The organism is Porphyromonas endodontalis, assembly GCF_052173515.1.
GTDB lineage: Bacteria > Bacteroidota > Bacteroidia > Bacteroidales > Porphyromonadaceae > Porphyromonas > Porphyromonas endodontalis_A.
Genome location: NZ_JBQMYL010000001.1, coordinates 69903 through 91646 on the forward strand (window position 1 = coordinate 69903; position 21744 = coordinate 91646).

Here is a 21744-nt window from a genome sequence, read left to right on the forward strand (position 1 = left end):
GTTATTTCATCAAGTCGGTAACAAAAGGCAAAAGAGCCAAATGGCGGGCACGCTTTACAGCACGAGCTATACGGCGCTGGAATTTGAGCGAAGTCCCTGTGATGCGACGTGGCAAAATGCGTCCCTGCTCATTGAGAAATTTCTTAAGGAATTCGGGGTCTTTATAGTCGATGTACTTGATGCCACTTTTCTTAAAACGGCAATACTTCTTCTTGTTAGAATCCACCGACATGGGGGTTAGATAGCGGATATCGCCCTTATTTTTACTATACATGGCTTATTGATTTGTTGACTTGTTAGACTTGAGATTTCTGCGCTTCTCGGCATACTCACGAGCGAACTTATCCTGGCGGATAGTGAGGAAACGCAAAACGCGTTCATCGCGGCGGAAGTTTACTTCGAGCTTCTTGATCACAGAGGGTTCTGCGTTAAACTCAACAAATTGATAGAAGCCTGTTGTCTTCTTGTCAATGGGGTACGCAAGCATCTTGAGTCCCCAGTTTTCTTCGTTCACGATCTCAGAACCTTGTTCTTTGAGAAGATCGACGAACTTCTGTACCGTTTCCTTCATCTGTTGATCAGACAAAACGGGAGTAAGGATGAAAACGGTTTCGTAACTGTTCATACTGACGTTTCTATTAATGATTTACATTCACATTTCGGGTGCAAAGGTACTACAAATATTTGAATCTTAGGCTACTCTCTACAGCTAAAGTTCTAGGAAGCTCTTTCTAACTTTAGGAGCTTATCCTCTAGATTATTGGCTTCATCCCTTAGTCTTGCTGCCTCCGAGAAGTCGAGAGCCTTTGCTGCTTCGTACATTTTTTTGCGAGTACTATCGAGTAGGCTTCGGAGCTGGGATGCGCTAAGATGCTCTACCATAGGATCTTTTGTGGGTATGCTAGACTCAATGTAGACTTTGTCGGGGAGGGCAGAGGGTAGGTCGCTACCGGAGACTAGGCTTGTCCCCGATTTGACCACTTGACGAGGCGTTATGTTGTGCGCTTTGTTGTAGGCAAGCTGTCGCTCTCTTCGGTCCGCTGTCTCATCAATAGTTTGCTGCATGCTCTCCGTTATCTTATCGGCATAGAAAAGTACCTTCCCCTCTACATGCCTAGCTGCGCGACCTGCTGTTTGAGTGAGAGAGCGGTGCGAACGCAAGAATCCCTCCTTATCGGCATCGAGGATGGCAACGAGGGAGACTTCGGGAAGATCTAGTCCTTCTCGGAGAAGATTGACCCCTACCAATACATCAAACACCCCTTTTCGAAGCTCGTCGAGGATGCGTATTCGCTCTAGGGTGTCTACATCGCTGTGGATATAGGCCGTAGCTATGCCGGCCCTCTGGAGGTATTCGCTCAGCTCCTCTGCCATTCGTTTGGTAAGGGTTGTGACCAATACCCTTTGATGATGCTCTCGCCTCTGCTGTATTTCCTCCATCAGGTCGTCTACTTGGTGTTCCGTGGGTCTGACCTCTATGATGGGGTCCGGCAAGCCTGTGGGGCGTATGATTTGTTCTACAATTACCCCCTCACTTTCTTCTAATTCGTACTCAGCAGGCGTTGCACTTATATATATGGTAGAGGGGGTAAGTTCTCTAAATTCGTCGAACGTAAGAGGGCGATTGTCTAGGGCAGCCGGGAGGCGAAATCCATAATCGACAAGGGAGGTTTTCCTAGCCTTGTCTCCGCCATACATAGCTCGCACTTGGGGAATGGTTACATGGCTTTCGTCTACTACGAGTAGGAAGTCTTGAGGAAAATAATCGAGGAGACAGAAGGGGCGAGCTCCTGCACTTCGCCCATCGAAGTAGCGAGAATAGTTCTCTATCCCGGTACAATAGCCAATCTCGCTCATCATCTCCACGTCGTACTTCACACGCTCTTGTAGGCGAGTTGCTTCGTAGTGCTTCTCCATGCTTTCTAATTCTTCTACACGGAGAGCAAGATCCTTTTTAATCTCTTCGATGGCCTGCTTTGTTTGCTCTTTGGTGGTGACAAATAGGTTGGCAGGGTAAATGCTTAGGTTGTCTAGTTCTCCCTGTACGGCGCCGGAGACGGGGTGAATAACAGAGAGAGAGTCAATCTCATCGTCCCAATATTCTACCCTGTATGCTACACCGTCATACCCTTCTATCGCCGGAAAAATGTCAATAGTATCGCCATGCACTCGGAAGCATCCAGAGGTGAACTCTGCCTTGTTGTTGATATAATAACTTGCTGCCAAGTCGCGCATGAGCCGACTTCTTGGATAGGTCATCCCTCGTTTTAATGTGATGATACAATCCGAAAAAACACCAGGATCGGCCATACCATACAAGCATGATACCGATGAAACGACAATTACATCCCTTCGGCCGGATAGTAGAGACGCCGTAGTACGTAGGCGCATCTTTTCTATCTCGGCATTGATGGCCATGTCTTTTTCTATGTAAGTATCTGTGGTTGCCAGATAAGCCTCCGGTTGATAATAGTCGTAGTACGAGACGAAGTATTCCACCGCATTGTGGGGAAAAAAGGCTTTGAACTCGCTATACAACTGTGCCGCCAAGGTTTTGTTGTGGCTCACAATAAGGGTCGGACGATTGACTTGCGCTATTACGTTGGCGATGGTAAAGGTTTTCCCGGAACCCGTGACTCCAAGGAGAGTTTGTGCCGGTATGTTTTGCTTGAGCCCTGCAACAAGTTGATTGATGGCTTCCGGTTGATCGCCTGTTGGCTTGTATTGGCTTGTTAGTTCAAAGTTCATAGGGTAGGAGAGAGGCGAAGATTTGGAATGATGTCTGATAAAAAAAGAATCCTCTCCAAGATGCCATCATAGCACTGGGAGAGGATTTTCCACTATCACTTTTGAGCCTCTTGTCGGATTCGAACCAACGACCCCGAGATTACAAATCACGTGCTCTGGCCAACTGAGCTAAAGAGGCATTCGTAGGGTTGGGGTGAGCAACCTATATCGCGTCGCTACAACCTGCTACCCTTGCTGCGATCAAGCCCTGGGGGGATCACAAGGAGCTGACCGTATAGGACTCACCCGCGAGTGCAAAGGTACTGCTTTTTTTTATTCCTGCAATACGTAGGCAGTGTGAAGAGAGAGTTGGAGATGATATTCTTTTGTTTTACTCTATTTTTCTGTTTGATATTCAGTGAATTAAAGTTTTCTTGGAAGAGGTGGATTTTTTTTGTTTATTTGAGTCCATGTACTTTGTTAGGGTTGGATTTGACAAAATCAGACCAGTTTCGGATGACTTTGTCTGACGAGGCCAGGGGGTTACTCGTCTGATAGAAGTGGCAGAGTGCTACCGCTAAGCCGTCTGTGGCATCAAGATGCTTGGGCATGTCAGTCTCTGGTATAGAGAGTATTCTCTGTAGCATTGCAGCTACTTGTTCTTTTGATGCAGAGCCACTCCCCGTAATGGACTGCTTTATGCGTAGTGGTGCATATTCTGTAATGGGCAGCCCGCGTTGCAGCCCTGCTATCATAGCGGCGCCTTGCGCCCTTCCGAGTTTGAGCATACTCTGTACATTCTTTCCGTAGAATGGAGCCTCGAGAGCCATCTCGTCGGGTAAAAACTCCTCAATCAAACCAGTAATTCGACTGAAGATGTGACTTAGACGGAGGTAATGATCTTCGTATTTGCTTAGTTCTATTACTCCCAATGCTAAAAGTTTGGGTTGAGATGCAGTAATGCGAATCAGTCCATACCCCATGAGTTGCGTTCCTGGGTCTACTCCTAGTATAATTCGCTCTTTTGCATGTGCCATCTTCTTTCTTCTCTTTTTCTTTCCACAAAGATACTCTCTTCTTTCTATGAAAGAGAAAAGGGAGGGGAGGTGGAGCGCCTATTTATTACTCTCCTTCGTGTGAGGGTATCCCCTAAAAAGAAAAGGGCTGTATCAGGATTAATCCTAATACAGCTCTCTTTATAGATGAAAAGTAATTCTTAGTTCTTCTTTTCTTCCCTAGAGGGAAACTCTATCTTGCTCTTTTTGAAAAGAGATCTAAGAGGTGGAGAAGAACCGGATACCCTTACTTAAAGAATTCTTGTACTGCTTCGTTAAGTACCATCTCCTCTTGGAAGCAATATGCACCCGTCTTAGGAGACTTTACCATCTTGATTACCTTAGAATAGGCGCGGCCATCTTTACTACCGCTTCTAAAAGTTGCAACGGATTTCTTTGCCATTTCTTTTCTCTCCTATGTTTACTTAATCTCGCGGTGAAGAGTATAACGCTTAAGGATCGGGTTATACTTCTTTAGCTCCAAGCGGTTAGTTGTATTTTTACGATTCTTGGTGGTGATATAACGAGAAGTGCCCGGCATACCACTTTCTTTATGCTCTGTGCATTCGAGGATTACTTGTATGCGATTCCCCTTTGCTTTTTTAGTTGCCATATTGATTCTTTGCTATTGCTGCCTATGAATTTATGCGCCTATATATCCTTTTTCTGCGGCACGCTTTAGAGCTTCGTTAAGACCGATTTTGTTGATCAAACGAAGACCATCTGCTGAAACCTTGAGACGGATCCAGCAATCTTGTTCCGGCCAATAGAATTTCTTCTCGAAGAGGTTTACATTGAAGACACGCTTCGTCTTATGATTAGAGTGCGATACATTGTTTCCCACCATCGCACGCTTACCTGTAATTTGACAAGCCTTAGACATCTCTTTGTATAGTCGTTATTTCTTATTATACTCATTGTCAATTACTTGCTGCACATATTGCTATTCGATACGAAGTTTAGCATCATTACTTCTATACAATCAAGCGCCCATGCAGAGCCGTAATCGGGTGCAAAGTAAAGCATTTTTTTTGAGATGACCAAGTTTCTCACTCGTGTTTTTCGGTTTATAGGCTCTAGTATAAAGCCTAATAGAGGGGAGAGGGGCGTGGAAAGACTGGGGGCTGATGTGCGTATTCCTATTGCGGTTGTTTTTCTCTCTTTGGATGTGGGGAGTCTCAACTGCAAGAGGAGGGGGAAGATGGAACTAGATGTGTACAAATAAAAAAGGATACTCTCGTATCCTTATGTGCTCTAGATCTCTGCAAGGCGGATCCCTCTCGTAAAATCCCTTGCCTACCAACTTGGGGAGTGGGTTAGGGTGCCCGAAGCGGGACTTGAACCCGCACAGCTGCAATAGCTAAGGGATTTTAAGTCCCTCGTGTCTACCATTCCACCATCCGGGCGACCTCATAGGCGCACAGAGCCACCCACGTGTAAGAGAGTAGGATAAGCTACTTTCTTTTACGACAAATCCTCCAAAGGGTTGTATAAATCATATAGATTCATCATAATCCCTGTGGAGGATAGAGCGGAAGACGGGGCTCAAACCCGCGACCCTCAGCTTGGAAGGCTGATGCTCTATCGACTGAGCTACTTCCGCATTTCCTTCTTGTCCTAAACAATTGCTAGGGAGAAGTGTATTCTGTGCGTGGGCAGTGATGGATTCGAACCACCGAAGGCGTAAGCCAGCTGAGTTACAGTCAGCCCCATTTGGCCACTCTGGTAACTGCCCTAATTGCACTCAAGATCGCTCTCCGAACTTGAACCGAGTGCAAAGGTACAAACTATTGATTAATCTCGCAAGAGAAATCAATCATTTTTAGTGCCGTCAGTGCAGCTTCTGTACCCTTATTGCCTAATTTCCCGCCGGCACGATCGAGAGCTTGCTGCTTGTTTTCGGTAGTTACAAGACCGAAAATGACTGGTGCTGAGGCATTTCTGTTGAGGGAGGTAATACCATAGCTCACGCCATCACAAATACAATCGTAATGCGAAGTTTCTCCTCTAATTACGCAACCTAAGATGATAACAGCATCGTATAGTGTCTCTGCTTGGAGGAAGGAGGCAGCTGCATATGTGAGTTCAAAGGCCCCTGGTACGTAAGCCACTTTGATATTTTCTTTGGGTACCCCGGAGGCTTCTAATGCTGCCAAGGCTCCGTCACGTAGGGCAAATGTGATGTCGTTATTCCACTCGGCTACGGCTACGGCAATATGTACTTCTTTGGCGGAGCAACTGCGCAATTGGTAGTGAGTCTCCGCGTGGTTTGGTTCGAGACTTGTCATAGGGTCTTGATGGGTTTTACTATTGTAATGGTTTTACAAATAGAGAGGGGAGCGTACCTTTAGAGGGTGATATTTTCTCACGACTCTCTCTGGGTACCTCCCCTTCTTTTATTTATGCTTGGCATAATCTATCCAGATGTATGCCCTTTATTTTATTACTTGCCGGCAAGAGCTTTAACGCGTACAATATCTGCTTCTGCTTGATCTACTTCAGAAGCAGTGTAGTACTTGTCTACAATTTTTTCGTAGGCTGCAATAGCGTTGTCGTACTTCTTTTGTACCTCGTACACACGAGCTGCCTTTTGTAAACAGCCGGGAGAGACTACATCATTATCGGCAAGAGATGCGGCCTTTTCGAAGTAGGTTACGGCTTCATCCAATTTGTCTAGCTCAACCATACAGTCGCCCATGAGGCGTACAACAGAAGGAGCTACCATCTTGTCTTTGGCATCGAATTTCTTGAGTTCATCCAAAGCTTCTTGGTATTTCCCAAGATCGTAGTAGGCAATGCCTGCATAGAGATGACTAAGGTTGGCAGCAGCAGTGCCGGAGTATTCGTCGATAATCCGGAGGACGCCTTCTTCGCTCACGCCGTTTACTTTGAGTACAGCACTATCTGCACCCATGATAAATTGCTCCTCGCTGCGGAACAATTCTGCCGAAGCCTTAGCTGCACGAGGCTTACTTACATACTGTATGTATGCCCATATACCAAAGGCCACAACAATAACTCCTAATACGCCATACATAATGGGCTTGGAGTAACGTTCTGCAAACTGTTCGCCACGCGAGATAACTTCTCCGGCAGTCGTCTCTTTTTCTTTTTTCGATTCCATGTTATAAGTTCAAATACCTATCTGACATTTTATTTTGGGGCAAAAGTAGCAAATTCTCTACAAACATGAAACTTTAATGCAGTCTTCTGAGGTGTCTGAACACCCTACCAATGAGCAAATGTCACAGAAAACTTTCATGGAAGTGGACTTCTACTTCTTCTGTGTAGGGCGCTTTTTTAGAAATTATACCTCAAGCCCCTCTCTTCCTTGAGCAAGAGAGTGCCTCAGAATGTAGGGTGGAATTTGAATAGAAATAGGCTGATTTTTTTCATTATTCTGGCCTATAATTTTCGGGAAATTACCCTATTAAGGAAAATAAATTAGGCATGAAGATTGGGTTTACAGGGCTATTTTTTCTGCATACGATTGCTGTTTGTTGCTACAAGAAAGACAACTAGGAATACAAGAATAAAACACACATAAGAGATATCTACCCACTTAGCCCCCTCCGGCAGGAAACCAAAGAGCATCGTAACGAGCCCCAATATTGCCAACCCTCCTGCGGCATATGTTTTGAGGCGTTTCTCATCAATCTTTGCACGCTCCTCCTTAGACATGGTATTATAGCCGGCAAGCAGCATCGGGAAGCGGTATATAACGGGGGCTAATATTAGCACAATCAAACCTAGGATAAAGAATGTATTCATAAGGGTTGTCCTCTTTTGTTTCTTCGCTAAGGTACATCATTTTTGCGAATAAGATTGTCTAATAAAAAATGCCGCATAGAGGACTTTTGTCTCCATGCAGCACCTCGTGGTGTACTGAAAAAGTTGATAGTAGAGGAGGAAGGTTTTTCCCTCGGATCGGGTGGAGGGGATCGGCACCGGCACAATACATACGACAAGTAAAAGGCTATTAGTCGATAACCTCATTAAAGCTGAAGCCGGGGCGAAGTCATGTTTTTTTATTACGTTTGTCCCTGTGAAGCAATTAGAAGACATAACCGAATTTCGCAGTTCGCCCGAACTCGTCGAAAAGCTCTACACCCATGGTATCCTAAAGACCTACAAGGCGGGCAGTGTGATCCTCAACGAGAACTCGCACATCCGCTCCATACCCATCGTTATCAAAGGGGTTATGAAAGTCATACGCACCGAGGACGATGGGCGGGAGATCCTGCTCTATTACATCAAAGCAGGAGAGAGCTGTATCATGTCTTTCCTCGGAGGCTTGCACAACGAGACGAGCAAGGTCAAGGTAGAGATCGAGGATGATGCAGAAATCCTCTTCTTGCCGATCAGCAAGGTATCTCTCTTCATAAAAGAGCACCCCGAGTGGCTCAACTACATCTTCCGCACCTACCACAAGCGGTTTGAAGAGCTCCTCGAGACGATCAATGCCATAGCGTTCAAGAAGATGGACGAACGCCTGTTGCACCTCATCCACAAGAAGGCCGAACTCGTCGAGGGCAATACCATACAGATCACACACGAACAGTTGGCTACGGAACTCGGAACAGCCCGAGCGGTGGTCTCGAGACTGCTCAAACAGATCGAAGAGTCGGGAGCGGTCCGACTCGGGCGCAACAAAATCACCCTTATGTAACAAAAGTAGCTGTATGGGGTGCGGCTTATGACGACCTTTGCGTCGTTAATCAAACCGAGCTCATTATGTACATCGCAGGTTATTTAGCTTCTATCTTAATAGGTCTTTCGCTCGGACTTATCGGAGGAGGAGGGAGTATCCTCACCGTCCCCGTATTGGTCTATCTCTTTGGCATCGACCCGATCTTGGGTACGGCCTATTCGCTCTTCATCGTAGGAGCCACGAGCATCATTGGGAGTATCTCCTACTACCGTCACTCGCTTGTGGATGTGCGCACAGCCATCCTGTTCGGTCTGCCGTCGATCGTTGCCGTCTTCCTAACGAGGGCTTATCTTGTCCCTGCCATACCGCAAGAGGTCCTCAGGCTGGGGGATCTCATCATCGATAGGAGTATGATGCTCATGCTCCTCTTCGCCATCCTTATGCTCGTGGCCTCCATCAGCATGATCCGTCCGACAACAAAAAGTCCCAAGTCCCCACAATCGGCCCGGACTCACCGCAAGTATCCCTACATCTTGATCCTCATCGAAGGTCTCGTGGTAGGTTCGCTTACAGGTCTTGTCGGTGCAGGTGGTGGCTTCCTCATTATCCCTGCCCTCGTCATTCTCGGGAGACTGCCTATGAAGCAAGCCATCGGCACCTCTCTCGTTATCATCTCTGCGAAGTCCCTGCTGGGCTTCTTGGGCGAGAGCGGACTGAGGGATCTTGACTGGGGCTTCCTCCTCTCTGTCACCGCATTTGCGATCCTCGGTATCTTTTTGGGCATGAAGCTCTCTCACCGCATCGATGGAGCGAGACTCAAGCCTGCCTTTGGGTGGTTCGTCTTTGTCATGGGTATATACATCATCCTGAAAGAGACGATATTCTCCTAAAGAAACACCCTTATGTGACCAAAGTAGCTGTACAGAGAAGAAAAACATTTCATCTTTGCATCATAACAAAACAATCCGAACATATTATGAAAGTAGAACAAATCTATACAGGCTGTCTCGCCCAAGGTGCATACTACATCACCTCCATGGGCGAAGCCGCCATCATTGACCCTCTTCGTGAGATCAATCCATATATTGAACGCCTCAAGCGTGACGGTGTCCGACTCAAGTACATCCTTGAGACACACTTCCATGCCGACTTCGTGAGCGGTCATCTCGACCTGAGCCATGCTACGGGAGCCCCCATAATCTATGGTCCTACGGCCAAGGCCGGCTTCGATGCCATCGTGGCCGAAGACGGTCAGACCTTTGAGCTCGGCAAGGCGAAGATCAAGGTCATCCACACTCCGGGACACACGATGGAGAGTTCATGCTTCCTCCTCATCGATGAAGAAGGTCGTGAGACGGCACTCTTCAGTGGCGACACCCTCTTTTTGGGAGATGTGGGGCGTCCCGACTTGGCACAGAAGGCAGCCAACCTCACTCAGGAAGAACTTGCGGGGCTGCTCTATGACAGTCTTTACGAAAAGATCCTCCCACTCTCGGACGACATCGTGGTCTATCCCGGTCATGGTGCGGGGTCGGCCTGTGGAAAAAACATGATGCAGGAAACCGTGGACAGCCTTGGCAACCAGAAGCGTGTGAACTATGCCCTCAAGCAACCTGACAAAGAAACCTTCATCGCTTCTGTGATCGAGGGTCTCCTCCCTCCTCCCGCTTACTTCGGGGGCAATGTGGCAATGAACAAGCAAGGCTATGACAGCCTCGAACATATCCTGAAGCGTGGTCAATCTGCCCTATCGGCGACAGAGCTCGAACAGCTTGTGGAAGCGTCCGACGCCTTGGTACTCGATACGCGATCTCCCCAGACCTTTGCACAAGGTTTCATCCCTCGTTCGATCAACGTCGGTATTGACGGAGACTTCGCACCTTTGGTAGGTGCCATGATCGTGGATGTCAAACAACCCCTCGTCCTCATCACCGAACCGGGGCGTGAAGAAGAGGTCATCACAAGGCTCAGTCGTGTGGGATTTGACAATGTCCTTGGCCACCTTGACGGAGGTTTCGAGACTTGGAAGGCTTCGGGCAAAGAGATCGATCATGTCGAATGCATCTCTGCAGAAACCCTTGCCGCACACTTCCCTCTCAAAGAGGGCATCATCGTTGATATCCGCAAGGAGGGCGAATACGCGGCAGAGCACGTCGAAGAGGCTTACAGCCGTCCCCTCGCCTACATCAACGACTGGATAGCAGATCTCCCTCGTGACCAACATGTCTACCTCTACTGCGCCAGTGGTTACCGCAGCATGATAGCCTCAAGCATCCTTCAGGCAAGAGGGTATCGCAACTTCACGAATGTCGATGGAGGCTTCGAAGCCATCTCTCAGACAAGCATCCCAAAGACAGACTTTGTCTGTCAGAGCAGGATGTCCAAATAATAATGTCATTTATCACTCCTACAAAACATCATAACTTTTTCATGTTCAAACTTATCAAAAGCCTTTTCTCTCGTCCCGATGATCAGACACTCATCGAGGCCATCAAGGATGGTGCATTCTTGGTCGATGTCCGCTCTGCCGGCGAATTTGCTTCGGGCAGTGTCCCCGGTGCAGTCAATATTCCACTAGATCAGATCGAAGCGAAGCTTGACAAGTTCAAGGGTAAGAAGTCGATCATAGTCTTCTGTCTTAGTGGAGGCCGCAGCTCTCAAGCCCATGTCATCCTCGAACGCAATGGATTTGACAACGTCCTCAATGGCGGCACATGGAACCACGTTGCCTCACTCAAGAAGGGCATCTGAGCAGGTTTGGCAATACCCCTTTTCCCGGAGCATAAAAAGGTTTGAAATTATTGCTGTCCGGTAAAAGTTGGACTTTTACTCATGTCTTACTATTGTACATTCTAACGCTAACGCCAAAGGTAAAACAACCGGGGCTGATTTCCATTTGTGGAAACCAGCCCCTTATTGTTTCTTTTACCGGACAGCGATATAACAAAAATGCCGCATAGGGAAAAGGATATCCCTATGCAGCACCTTTCTTTCGACTCTTCCCTATGCGGGGAGGAGAGTGCAGTGTCTATTATTTTGTGTCGCTCGTGGTTTCGTAAAGAGGAGCGATTATCTCTTCGATAGCGTCCCCGTGCAAATCGCGAGCAACGATTTTACCATCAGGGCCAATGAGCATAATCTGGGGGATACCCGTAATTCCGTAGAGTTCGGTAGCTGTATTCCCCTCAGTATCGAAGATCTGAGGCCAAGCGATACCCAATTCCTCTACAGCTTTGAGATGATCTTCTTTGCCATCCCATACTGCTACGCCAATGATGCCAAGACCCTTGTTGCGGTACTTTTCGTAGATGGCGAGGAGTTCATTCTTGATAGCTTTACGGCAGGGACCACACCAAGATGCCCAAAAATCTACAAGTACATACTGACCCTTGCCTACATAGTCGCTGAGAGATACTTTATTACCTTCCATATCCTCGCCCGAGAAGTCCCTAAATTGGTTGCCGGGCATCGTTTCTTTGAGGTTCGCAAAGAGTGCGATATCTGCCTTAATCAGAGGCATAGCCTTGAGGGCTTCCCCTGCTTTGTCTAATAGATCGCTTAATTTGCTGCTTTCTTCACAGGTCATTTTGCAGAGGTAGTAGCCCAAAAAGCCTGCTTTTACGTCCGCATACTTAAGGTAGAATTGCTCAGAAAGAGTGTAGACTTCTTGGATCCAATTGTCACCTCCTTGGGCAATCCCTTCCTGTATCTTTTTGTAGATATCGGCATTCTCGTCATTGATAGGTGTACCACGGAAAGCGTTGCAAGTAGTGTCTAGGGTAAGAGTCCCGGCTTCTGCTACCACCATAGCGTTGATACTTTCGTTGGTAGAAATGAGACGATATACTTTGCCCATTTCGCCTTTGAACACGTATTCAAAATTGGAGCCATCAAGGGTGATGCTGTCTAATGCGATAGTGCTATCCTCTTGATCTAGGTCATAAATCCGTAGCATCTCGCCCTTCATATCGGGGGATACTATACCTGTAATCTTGCTTTCCTTTTTACAGCCGATGGCAAGGAATGTAAGGGCTGCCAATGCAATGACAGTAAAGATTTTTGTTCGTTTCATATTTGTTTCTTTAGTTCTATGTTTGCTTAGAGGGTTTCTTTAGAGGAGCTTTTTGCTACACCTTATATATATGGGGTGATAGGTCAAGGAGACTCCTCCTTGAGCGTGAGGATACTTTGTAGTGTACTCCTTCTCTAGCTGGGCTAGCTGGGTACGACCGCAAAGATAGGAAATATTGTCATTGGGGAGATGGGTTACGCCGGTGGCTCGTAGATGATGCAGAAGATCGAACAACGAAGAAAAACGAAGTACTACCTCCTCTTCTTGCACCTCCACATCTTTGAAGTTTCGTGAGCAAAACTCCCTATACGCCGACGAGGGAAAATAGTGGAGCCCTCGCCCCGTGAGGGTGCGCAACTCGTGTAGATTACGTTCCCCAAATGTAGAGATGAGCAAAGTCCCTTGGGGGGTAAGGAGTTTTTTTGCTTTAGTAAGTAGAAGAAAAGGATCCTCTATCCATTGCAAGGCAGAAGCAGAAGCGATGAGGTCTAGCGGAGTAGTAATTTGGGATAATACTTCGGATATATCTCCTATGAGTTTTGTGTAAGTTTGGTGCTCTAGGTACTGTTCTGCCTTTTCTGTAATGGTGGAATTAAGATCGTTGAGCAACCAATGTTGGGCTTTAATTCTTCCCTCCAGGGCTTTGGTTAGTAGGCCTGTACCGCAACCGAACTCTAAAATATGGTCGTACTCTGCACCTTGGGGTAGATAAGCTGCCAAGTGTTGAGCAATCTGATTTTGCACAAGGGCATGCCGATCGTAGGATGAGGCTGCACGAGCAAAGGAGCGGGCGATACCTTGTTGGGCTTTATTCATGAGGAAGTATATCGGGTGAGAGGAGTTCCTCCCAATGGGAGAATGCACTAAAAGGGTAGTGATCAGCTTTGGGGAGTGTAGCGACTTCTACTCCCGTATTATGCCACCACGCAAGTTGATTGCAAGAGGGAATGACGCGATCTTTGACGGGGATTATAGCATGAGTCCAAGGTGATTGCCCCTGCTCAATGGGGAAAGGTGGTTGCGCTCCCACGTAAGACAATTCTGTTTTTAACTCTTCGGTAGAGCGTGTTTTAAGGGACTCGAATAGATGCCGTAGCCGTTTACCTCCGCACATTCGTCGGTTGAATCGTTCTCTATTCCCTTCGTTGAGATGGTCTCTTGTTGCGTCGAAGATGGCACAAGGGATCCCCCAATCATCGTGCCTTGGATAGGGGGTACCTGCAATGGCAATGGCTCTAGAGAGATGGGGTAGTTTATTGCGCTGATGAAGTAGAGTAGCTGCCCATACTCCCATAGACCAGGCTACAAGATCTACATGAGAGTAGGGAGAAAAGTCGAAAGAGAAGTCTTGACTCCTATAGTCTTCTACGAGCAGGAGATCATACCCGAGGGGGAGTGTAAGGTGTTCTATAGCGGCGCGAGTCATAGCCCATCCGTTACAAAAGATGAGGAGGGAGGGTGCCGGTGTAGGGGTGGTTTGGAATAGGAGCTGTTTCATCGGAGAGACTCTAGCATTTGTAGCATTGGGGCGAGATCGGCAGGGGTAATGGCTGCGGTAAGAGAAAGGCGTAGGCGCGCTGTCCCGAGAGCTACGGTGGGGTAGCGTATCGGTTTTACCTCAAATCCTCCCTTTTGTAGCCTCTCTGCCAAAAGACCGCAAGCCCCATTTTCTCCTATAATTAGGGGCAAGATCTGAGCCACCCCGGGGCAAGAGTATCCTTTTTCTTGGAGAGACGAACGGAGATATTGGCTTACTTGCCTCAATTGAGCACGCTCTTCTCCTAATTGGGGCAATAATGCGAATATGTATCGGCTCCAAGCTATAACAGCCGGTGGTAGCATTGTAGAGAAAATAAGGGGGCGAGCCATATTGACGAGGTACTCCCTGAGAGGGGTGCTAATTGCGGCATAGGCTCCCATACTATTTAGGGCTTTTCCGAAAGTGCCCACTAGTATGTCAATATCGGCAAGTATTCCCTGTTCTTCTGCCAATCCGTATCCGTTGGCTCCGTGGGTGCCTATGGCGTGTGCTTCGTCGCAGTAGATAACAAGAGAGGGATACTTCTTCTTTAGAGCAACAAGCGCCTCGAGATCGGCTTCGTCGCCATCCATGCTGTAGAGACTTTCTACGGCAACGATGGAAATACGATACTTCCCTTCATCCTCTTTTAATAGCTCCGTAAGGTGCTCAAGATCGTTGTGTCTAAAACGTGTGAAGGGGAGCCGGCTTAGGCGTATCCCATCAATAATACTTGCATGTACCATCCTATCTGCATATACTTTTACGCCCTCTAGATGGGCTAATGCAGGGAGAATGCCTGTATTGAGATGGTATCCACTATTGAAAAGTAGGGCAGCCGGGTGCTCCAGAGCCTTTGCTATTTCTTCTTCGAAAAGAGCTGCCTCCTCATAATTCCCCAATAGAAGGCGAGAAGAAGTGCTGCCTGAGGGACTACTACAGTTGGGATGAAGGGCGGCGAACTGCTCACGTAGATCATCACGCTCAGTAAGCCCGAGATAGTCGTTGCCGGATAGGTTGAGACGCTTCTCCTCATTGACTACAATCCATTTCCCTAGAGAGGAGTAAGGGAGAGAGAGGTGACGGAGGTTCTCCTTCTTTGCCAGATCTTCGAGCCTTTGGTTTATCTGTTTGTCTAGATCATGCATGATGTTCTTTTTGGGGTGAGGGTGCGTATAATTCCCCTGGGGCTTGTCTTCTTTTTCAGGGCAAAGGTACATTAATCCTTGCATAGGTGAGGTCTGTAGGAGATAGGTGATATGTTCTCTTTTTCTTTTGTGTTACCTTTGTAGCAACTAAAGAAACGGATAGCAATTATAGGAGAGTTGCGCTATAGTATGAAGGATAAGATTATTATCATCCCCACCTACAACGAGCGAGAAAATGTCGCCAATATGATTACCCAAGTATTTGCTCTAGAGGGTAATTTTGAGATACTTATTGTGGATGATTCCTCTCCTGATGGTACGGCTTCCATCGTAAAAGAGGAGATGGGGAAATACCCTGAGCGTCTCCATCTGTTGGAGCGAAAGGGAAAACTCGGTTTGGGTACGGCTTATATTGCAGGCTTCAAATGGTGTCTCTCTGAGGGGTATAACTACATTTTCGAGATGGATTGCGACTTTAGTCATCCTCTAGAAGCCCTCCCTCGTCTTTATGCTGCGTGTCACGATCAAGGGTATGATGTGGCTGTGGGCTCTCGCTATGTAAAGGGTGGAGGCGTGAAGGATTGGCCTCGTAATCGTATCATGATGAGCCGCTGGGCTTCTTATTATGTCCGTTTCGTTACCTGGTTGAAGGTACACGACACTACGGCCGGCTTTGTATGTTATCGTCGGGAGGTGCTAGAGGCAATTGATCTTGATGCTATCCATTTCAAAGGCTATGCCTTCCAAATCGAAATGAAATACGTAGCCGCTTGTCTCGGTTTCAAGCTAACGGAAGTGCCCATCATCTTTATCAATCGCAAACTAGGGGTCTCCAAGATGAGCAGTTCCATCTTTGGCGAAGCGTTCACGGGGGTACTCAAGTTGCGTTTATGGCATACTTTCAAAGGATATCCGCACCGCAAAGCAAATTAAGGAACGACCGGGGGAAATATCCAAACACTACGAACTACTATGAAACAACTACTACTTAATGCTCAGATAACAAACGAAGGAAAAACTTTCTTCGGATCTGTACTAATTGATGGGGAGCGCATTGCGGCAATTTATCAAGGGATAATGCCCCTAACACAAATCCCCGAAGAGGCGCGTAATGCTCAGATAGAAAATTGTGAGGGGTTGTGGTTGTTTCCCGGAGTAATTGACGACCAAGTACACTTTAGAGACCCGGGGCTTACCCACAAGGGAGATATAGAGAGCGAGAGTAGAGCAGCCATAGCCGGGGGGGTAACCTCCTTTATGGATATGCCCAACACGAACCCCGCCACCACGTCGTACGATGCTCTTATGTGGAAGCGCGACCATGCGCACGAGGTCTCTTGGGCAAATTATGCCTTCTTTGTGGGAGGAACAAATAGCAATGCAGATAGCCTTTTTTCTCTAGATCTAAAGATAATCCCCGGGATTAAACTCTTTTTGGGAGCCTCTACAGGCAATATGTTGGTGGATCGTAGAGAGGCAGTAGAGACTTTTTTTGCAGAGAGCCCTCATCTCATAGCCATTCACTCTGAGTCCGAAGAGATAATTCGCCGTAATAGAGCCCTGTACGTTGAGCGTTATGGAGAGGATCCTCCTATCACTTGCCACCCCCTTATTCGTAGTGACGAGGCCTGCTACCGCTGTACGTCGGAGGCGCTCGATAGAGCTACAAAGTATGGCACTCGCCTCCATGTGTTGCATCTGAGTACAGCTAGAGAGGTAGCTTTATTCCGCCATGACCTCCCCTTAAAAGAAAAGCATATTACAAGTGAGGTCTGTGTGCATCATCTTTGGTTTACGGATCAGGATTATGCTCGCCTTGGCACACGTATTAAATGGAATCCTGCCATAAAGACGGAAGCAGACCGCCAGGCGTTGCGCCAAGGTTTGATAGACGGAGCGTTGGATATAGTAGCCACGGACCATGCCCCTCATCTTTGGCAGGAGAAAGAAGGAGGAGCTCTCAAGGCAGCTTCGGGTGGACCCCTCGTTCAATACTCTCTACTCGTAATGCTGCAACTTGCTGAGCAGGGCTTGTGGTCTAGAGAGTTGGTGGTGGATAAGATGTGTCACCGCCCTAGTGACTTATTTTCGCTACAAGAGCGAGGATATATTCGCCCCGGGTACTATGCCGATCTCGTCCTTATCAATCCTCGGGAGAATACAGAGGTAAACAAAGAGGGTATTGTGAGCCGTTGTGGATGGTCGCCTTTTGAAGGTTATAGCTTCCATCATAGCGTCGAAAGTACCTATGTCAATGGGCAACGAGCTTATCACAAAGGTATATTTGAGGCAAGACCTTCGGTAAAACCTTTGTCATTTAACCGATAATGGCTACTTTTGTAGGAGTTATACAAATCTCAAATACGTACTGTATTATGGAACAACTTGATTGGTCATCTTTGGGTTTTGGTTATCACAAGACCGACTACAACGTACGTTGCTACTACCGCGACGGCAAATGGGGAGAACTAGAAGTGTCTTCCGAAGAAACGATCACCATGCATATGGGGGCAACCTGCCTTCATTATGGACAAGAAGCCTTCGAAGGGCTAAAGGCTTTCAAGGGCAAAGATGGAAAGGTGCGTATCTTCCGTATAGACGAGAATGCTAAGCGTATGATCCGCTCAGCAGAGGGTGTTGTGATGCAACCCGTACCTCAGAAACTTTTCGAAGAGGCTTGCATCAAGGCTGTTAAACTCAACGAACGTTTCATTCCTCCCTACGAGAGTGGTGCATCTCTTTACATCCGTCCTCTTCTTCTAGGGCTTGGTGCTCAAGTTGGTGTTAAGCCGGCTCCCGAATATCTCTTTATCGTATTTGTAACTCCTGTTGGTCCTTACTTCAAAGAAGGATTCAAGCCTACTCCTATGGCTATTATGCGTGGCTATGACCGTGCAGCTCCATTGGGTACCGGTACGATCAAGGTTGGGGGTAACTATGCCGCTGGTATGATTCCTACGGTACTTGCTCACGACAAGGGCTACTCTGCATGTCTCTTCCTTGATGCAAAGGAAAAGAAGTATATCGACGAATGCGGCCCTGCCAACTTCTTTGGTATCAAGAACAATACATACATTACGCCCGAGTCCACCTCTATCCTCCCCTCTATCACCAATAAGAGTTTGATGCAACTCGCTAAGGATATGGGTATGAATGTAGAGCGTCGTCATGTACCCGAAAGCGAACTTGCAGAGTTCGAAGAGGCCGGAGCTTGCGGTACTGCTGCAGTGATCAGCCCTATTCTTCGTATTGATGACCTCGATGAAAACAAGACTTACCAGATCTCTAAGGATGGTAAGCCGGGTAAGCGTTGCGAAGAACTCTATAATCGCCTCCGTGCTATTCAGTATGGTGATATAGAAGATCCTTATGGATGGGTTACTATTGTAGAGTAATAAAATCTAGACGTATAGTCTGATATATACTTTGAGAGAGCTCGTGGGGGAGACTTCCCTGCGGGCTCTTTTCTATTGAGAGTAGCAACAGATATAATTTATTTGCGCTTAAATAAAAAGACCTCGGGATATGCCTTGTTGCACTCCTGAGGTCTTGCTTTCTGAACAATCAGCTATTGCTGAATTTCCTCTATCGTTCTGTTATTCGTTTGTCTCTCCGCTAGGACATTATTTCTTTTACATGGCTGTGAAGGAGGCCAAGAAGCCACAGATAATACCCGGGAGGTTGGCTATAACGATGGGCCAATCCTTCTTCTTGCGAATGAATCCATAGCCTACCCATAGAGTGCAGTTGATGCCTGCTACCATTGGCTGCAGCCAATCGCCTTTATGTCCGGCAAGGTTGGATCCAATCTGTGGGATATAAGAAGTGTACATCGCCATGGCTGTTGCCGTAGCTATCCAACCGAGGATAGATAAAAACTTTTCTAGCTTCATATTGCTATAATATTTAGTCTTAATCGCACGTAAGGATAGTTTTTATTTTTATCTTCGGCAATAGTGTGGTGGTTTTTTTTATTTCAAGGTTGTTTTGGCTTTGGCGGCGAAAGTGTTTGCGTCTTGCATGTCTCTTTTTTTTCCCCTCTCTTGTATGTTTCCTTTTGCTTTCCTTCTTCCATTATATCTCTTGTTTTGTCAGGATTGATTAAATTAGCAGAGAATATGGATCTTTCTCATTTGCCATCCTCTTTATCAAAAGGCCTTATCAGAAGAGATAAATATATGTATGAATATAGTCATCTATCTTCAATCTCCTCTCATTAGAACTTCTCTTTATCGTTGCAAGGTTGTGTTAGACTTTTAGAGCTAAAAATATCCCTGAAAAGGGGGATAATAGATTTATGTTCCTTATATTTACTCCTAATAAGGTATAGGTCTATCCCTATATGATGGAGAACAAGCATAGCGTAGTATGTGAGGGAGATAGCACCTATTATAAATTCATAGATATAAATATGGAAAGACATAGAGTACAATACTATTCCCAACATGATTTGAGCATAGGTTGGAGTTTACAGCAAATAGAGGACCTATTGATGAATTTTGAGGCATCAAAATTCGTCAAGGATATCAATGATGTTCTGGAACTCTATCACATCAAAAAACATATAGATCGTGACAACCATCTATCAACTTGGAAAGAGGATTATATTGATAGTTTGAAATCAATGGTCAAGAGTTTCTCAGAAATTATTGTGAGATATCTATTAGCTATCCCAAAAGAAGCACTATATGATTATTACAAGTTAATAGACTGGAGCTATACAGAATCATTCTGGGAGGTAGTCGCTAATTATGATCTTTTAGATTTGCTTGATGAGCCTTTTTTGGACAAGGTGCTTACTGAAGATGGCAATTTGCGTCTGATTCTGCAACAGGAACGGATCGTAAATAAGTTCGCGAAATATCTCAAGAGCAAGATGAAGAGTAATAGTCTATCTGCTCATATCCTCTTGGATCAATATGCACGCAGCAACTTAAATGATAATGGTGGGACGTACTTCTTCCCCGCATCATTGACATCTGCCGACAAGGAGCAGATTATTGTAGACTTCTTGAACCAGGGCGAGCCTAACCTCAACTACGTGAGGCTCGTGATGCAGATAAAGGACAATGCTGATCAGATTGTTCTTTCTCCAAAAACGAGACTTCTTGCACAAGATGTGGAAAAGCGAATGAATGAGCAGTTGTTTGACAAGGCAACCGCAATTCATCTCAAGTATGGTGTAGAGTATGATAGAAGTGATAATATTCCACCAACCAGAATAGGGAAACGAGAAAATGGGTTTATACAAGTTCATAGCTGGAAATATATTGAGGGCTTGAACGAAACGGAGAAGATTCTCGTTTTTGGAAATCTTTTCGGTCTGCTGGGTGAGGATTGTCTGATAAACCTCGTCAATAAAGATTCTGAAACTGGTGGTTTGGAATGGGCTTGTATGGATCATGGCAAAGATGCCTATTTCATGAATCAAAGTTGTCGGCTCAAGAACTTCTTCGCATTAGCTAATACAAACCTATATTCGCGAGTGCTTCCTGCAATGGAGTGTAGGCTGGAATCCTTAGTGAAAAACTTCTACGAGAATCATTTTAAGGAATACTATGGTTATCCAGCTTTGCAATTAGCATTGCCAGCAGAAGATGCAGATTGGGTGGTCAAATGTCGAACTATCATACCTGAGTTGGATTCAGTTTCAAAACAATATAATTTGTTTGTAGAAGAGGGAGATATAAATCCGAGGCTATTCTCTTTGGGAAAACCATTGCTACCCACAGATGCTAAAAGTCTTTTTGAAAATAAGTATTACGTGATCAAGAGGAATTCCTTGGAGATTTTAGAACCGATGATGCTTTTGTTCCGAACAGCAGAAGTCCTTCATGTTGTTGATGGATTTGATACTACAAGGATTCATAACTTCTATGATTTTATCACAAGTTGTGAAGTCCCTTATTCAGTTTATAAGAAAGATTACCATAAGAATAAGATAAACAAATTAATTGCTGAAGGGTATGTTAGGATTGATGAACAAGGGGTACTAAAACCTAACAACCAATCTGCAATTGAAATACTAGGTTGCCTTTGGCGCAATCGTGTAGTATCGTATTGGCATCACAGCAAGCCTGTTCGTGAATTGCTAGACAAATGGAAAGAAGATGATTTGTTAGAAATTGACGACCACCTGCTTTGCGAATCTGAGCGTAATCTGTTCTCTTACTATCTCAATAATAACAAATACACTAATGGCCCTGCTATCCGGAACCAATATGCACATGGAGTAATACCTGTAGGTGACGATGTGCAAGTCCATGCCAAGAACTATTTCATCCTTCTTATGCTACTGATTCTACTTCTGTTGAAAATTGAAGATGAGTTCAGAATTGGCTTTAGAATACTCGATAATCTGGGGGAAAAACTCTAACTGTTTTCCATGGAATTTGTATTCCTGAAAACGGAAAAATGGGTCTATATTCAGAATGAGGATACTTCAATCAATTGATATAAGATGCAAGTGAGGACGATCATAGCGCAGTACGTGAAAGAGATGTGCAAAGAATAAAATTGATACAAGTAGATCTATTATAGAAAGCTGGAGAGGGTCTACGCATCGTTCGTGA

23 protein-coding genes and 4 tRNA genes are annotated in these 21744 nt (G+C 46.0%); 8 read left to right on the plus strand and 19 right to left on the minus strand.

What is annotated here, in order from left to right; translation table 11 throughout:
• Position 1: 1 nt before the first annotated feature.
• The 14 genes from rpsR to ACTTHR_RS00350 all read right to left on the minus strand — a co-directional run bounded on the left by rpsR (position 2) and on the right by ACTTHR_RS00350 (position 7553).
• Entirely contained in the window at positions 2-274 is a 273-nt protein-coding gene (gene rpsR / locus ACTTHR_RS00285; RefSeq protein ID WP_004333478.1) for a 30S ribosomal protein S18, read from the minus strand.
• A gap of 3 nt (positions 275-277) precedes the next feature.
• Positions 278-625 (minus strand): 30S ribosomal protein S6, encoded by a 348-nt coding sequence (gene rpsF, locus ACTTHR_RS00290; protein WP_004333484.1) that lies wholly within the window; start codon positions 623-625, stop codon positions 278-280.
• A 92-nt stretch (positions 626-717) separates the two neighbouring features.
• Entirely contained in the window at positions 718-2748 is a 2031-nt protein-coding gene (uvrB, locus tag ACTTHR_RS00295) for an excinuclease ABC subunit UvrB (protein WP_442604773.1), read from the minus strand.
• A gap of 104 nt (positions 2749-2852) precedes the next feature.
• Positions 2853-2926 (minus strand) — tRNA-Thr (locus ACTTHR_RS00300).
• 259 nt (positions 2927-3185) lie between these two features.
• Positions 3186-3764, minus strand: a complete 579-nt coding sequence (ruvC, locus tag ACTTHR_RS00305; protein WP_304285788.1) for a crossover junction endodeoxyribonuclease RuvC — start codon at positions 3762-3764, stop codon at positions 3186-3188.
• 265 nt (positions 3765-4029) lie between these two features.
• On the minus strand, positions 4030-4185 hold the full coding sequence (locus ACTTHR_RS00310; RefSeq protein ID WP_297947802.1) for a DUF4295 domain-containing protein: 156 nt from the start codon (positions 4183-4185) through the stop codon (positions 4030-4032).
• Positions 4186-4203: 18 nt separating this feature from the next.
• Positions 4204-4395 (minus strand): 50S ribosomal protein L33, encoded by a 192-nt coding sequence (gene rpmG, locus ACTTHR_RS00315; protein ID WP_004333464.1) that lies wholly within the window; start codon positions 4393-4395, stop codon positions 4204-4206.
• Between the two features lie 30 nt (positions 4396-4425).
• Entirely contained in the window at positions 4426-4665 is a 240-nt protein-coding gene (rpmB, locus tag ACTTHR_RS00320; RefSeq protein WP_004333471.1) for a 50S ribosomal protein L28, read from the minus strand.
• Between the two features lie 439 nt (positions 4666-5104).
• Positions 5105-5188 (minus strand) — tRNA-Leu (locus ACTTHR_RS00325).
• 124 nt (positions 5189-5312) lie between these two features.
• A tRNA-Gly gene (locus tag ACTTHR_RS00330) sits at positions 5313-5385 on the minus strand.
• A gap of 49 nt (positions 5386-5434) precedes the next feature.
• Positions 5435-5517, minus strand: a tRNA-Tyr gene (locus tag ACTTHR_RS00335).
• A gap of 52 nt (positions 5518-5569) precedes the next feature.
• Positions 5570-6070: a 6,7-dimethyl-8-ribityllumazine synthase gene (ribH, locus tag ACTTHR_RS00340; protein ID WP_424777030.1), complete on the minus strand. Its 501-nt coding sequence runs from the start codon at positions 6068-6070 to the stop codon at positions 5570-5572.
• Positions 6071-6225: 155 nt separating this feature from the next.
• Complete coding sequence (locus ACTTHR_RS00345; protein WP_004333386.1) at positions 6226-6906, minus strand: tetratricopeptide repeat protein; 681 nt, start codon at positions 6904-6906, stop codon at positions 6226-6228.
• Positions 6907-7253: 347 nt separating this feature from the next.
• A complete protein-coding gene (locus tag ACTTHR_RS00350; RefSeq protein ID WP_442604774.1) occupies positions 7254-7553 on the minus strand; it encodes a DUF3784 domain-containing protein in 300 nt (99 codons plus the stop codon).
• A 274-nt stretch (positions 7554-7827) separates the two neighbouring features.
• On the opposite strand from ACTTHR_RS00350, the gene ACTTHR_RS00355 reads away from it, so the two are divergent.
• The 4 genes from ACTTHR_RS00355 (at position 7828) to ACTTHR_RS00370 (ending at position 11184) form a co-directional block, all read left to right on the plus strand.
• Positions 7828-8451, plus strand: a complete 624-nt coding sequence (locus ACTTHR_RS00355; protein ID WP_315555718.1) for a Crp/Fnr family transcriptional regulator — start codon at positions 7828-7830, stop codon at positions 8449-8451.
• A gap of 65 nt (positions 8452-8516) precedes the next feature.
• A complete protein-coding gene (locus ACTTHR_RS00360; protein ID WP_311552886.1) occupies positions 8517-9323 on the plus strand; it encodes a sulfite exporter TauE/SafE family protein in 807 nt (268 codons plus the stop codon).
• Between the two features lie 86 nt (positions 9324-9409).
• On the plus strand, positions 9410-10822 hold the full coding sequence (locus ACTTHR_RS00365; RefSeq protein WP_442604775.1) for an MBL fold metallo-hydrolase: 1413 nt from the start codon (positions 9410-9412) through the stop codon (positions 10820-10822).
• 41 nt (positions 10823-10863) lie between these two features.
• The gene (locus tag ACTTHR_RS00370) at positions 10864-11184 is read left to right on the plus strand and encodes a rhodanese-like domain-containing protein (protein ID WP_314812552.1); all 321 of its coding nucleotides are present in this window, start codon (positions 10864-10866) and stop codon (positions 11182-11184) included.
• Positions 11185-11464: 280 nt separating this feature from the next.
• Here ACTTHR_RS00370 and ACTTHR_RS00375 read toward each other — a convergent pair whose 3' ends face one another.
• From ACTTHR_RS00375 to ACTTHR_RS00390, 4 genes are read right to left on the minus strand one after another with little or no spacing between them, the layout of a single operon-like run.
• Positions 11465-12505: a TlpA disulfide reductase family protein gene (locus tag ACTTHR_RS00375; protein ID WP_315598987.1), complete on the minus strand. Its 1041-nt coding sequence runs from the start codon at positions 12503-12505 to the stop codon at positions 11465-11467.
• Positions 12506-12544: 39 nt separating this feature from the next.
• On the minus strand, positions 12545-13321 hold the full coding sequence (gene bioC, locus ACTTHR_RS00380) for a malonyl-ACP O-methyltransferase BioC (protein WP_442604776.1): 777 nt from the start codon (positions 13319-13321) through the stop codon (positions 12545-12547).
• Positions 13314-14003: a DUF452 family protein gene (locus ACTTHR_RS00385; protein WP_442604777.1), complete on the minus strand. Its 690-nt coding sequence runs from the start codon at positions 14001-14003 to the stop codon at positions 13314-13316. Before ACTTHR_RS00385 ends, bioC begins: the two co-directional genes overlap by 8 nt.
• Positions 14000-15256, minus strand: a complete 1257-nt coding sequence (locus tag ACTTHR_RS00390) for an aminotransferase class I/II-fold pyridoxal phosphate-dependent enzyme (protein WP_442604778.1) — start codon at positions 15254-15256, stop codon at positions 14000-14002. Before ACTTHR_RS00390 ends, ACTTHR_RS00385 begins: the two co-directional genes overlap by 4 nt.
• Before the next feature lie 105 nt (positions 15257-15361).
• On the opposite strand from ACTTHR_RS00390, the gene ACTTHR_RS00395 reads away from it, so the two are divergent.
• Genes ACTTHR_RS00395 through ACTTHR_RS00405 form a run of 3 tightly spaced genes read left to right on the plus strand, consistent with a single transcriptional unit; the run spans position 15362 to position 18567 of the window.
• Entirely contained in the window at positions 15362-16105 is a 744-nt protein-coding gene (locus ACTTHR_RS00395; RefSeq protein WP_314824713.1) for a polyprenol monophosphomannose synthase, read from the plus strand.
• A 39-nt stretch (positions 16106-16144) separates the two neighbouring features.
• Complete coding sequence (locus tag ACTTHR_RS00400) at positions 16145-17500, plus strand: dihydroorotase (RefSeq protein WP_442604779.1); 1356 nt, start codon at positions 16145-16147, stop codon at positions 17498-17500.
• 47 nt (positions 17501-17547) lie between these two features.
• Complete coding sequence (locus tag ACTTHR_RS00405; RefSeq protein WP_276773012.1) at positions 17548-18567, plus strand: branched-chain amino acid aminotransferase; 1020 nt, start codon at positions 17548-17550, stop codon at positions 18565-18567.
• 237 nt (positions 18568-18804) lie between these two features.
• Here the strand turns inward: ACTTHR_RS00405 and ACTTHR_RS00410 are convergent, their stop codons facing one another.
• Positions 18805-19065 carry a hypothetical protein gene (locus tag ACTTHR_RS00410; RefSeq protein ID WP_442604780.1) on the minus strand — a complete coding sequence of 87 codons (261 nt, stop codon included), beginning with the start codon at positions 19063-19065 and terminating at the stop codon, positions 18805-18807.
• Between the two features lie 518 nt (positions 19066-19583).
• On the opposite strand from ACTTHR_RS00410, the gene ACTTHR_RS00415 reads away from it, so the two are divergent.
• The gene (locus ACTTHR_RS00415) at positions 19584-21548 is read left to right on the plus strand and encodes a hypothetical protein (RefSeq protein ID WP_442604781.1); all 1965 of its coding nucleotides are present in this window, start codon (positions 19584-19586) and stop codon (positions 21546-21548) included.
• The last annotated feature ends 196 nt before the right edge of the window (positions 21549-21744 follow it).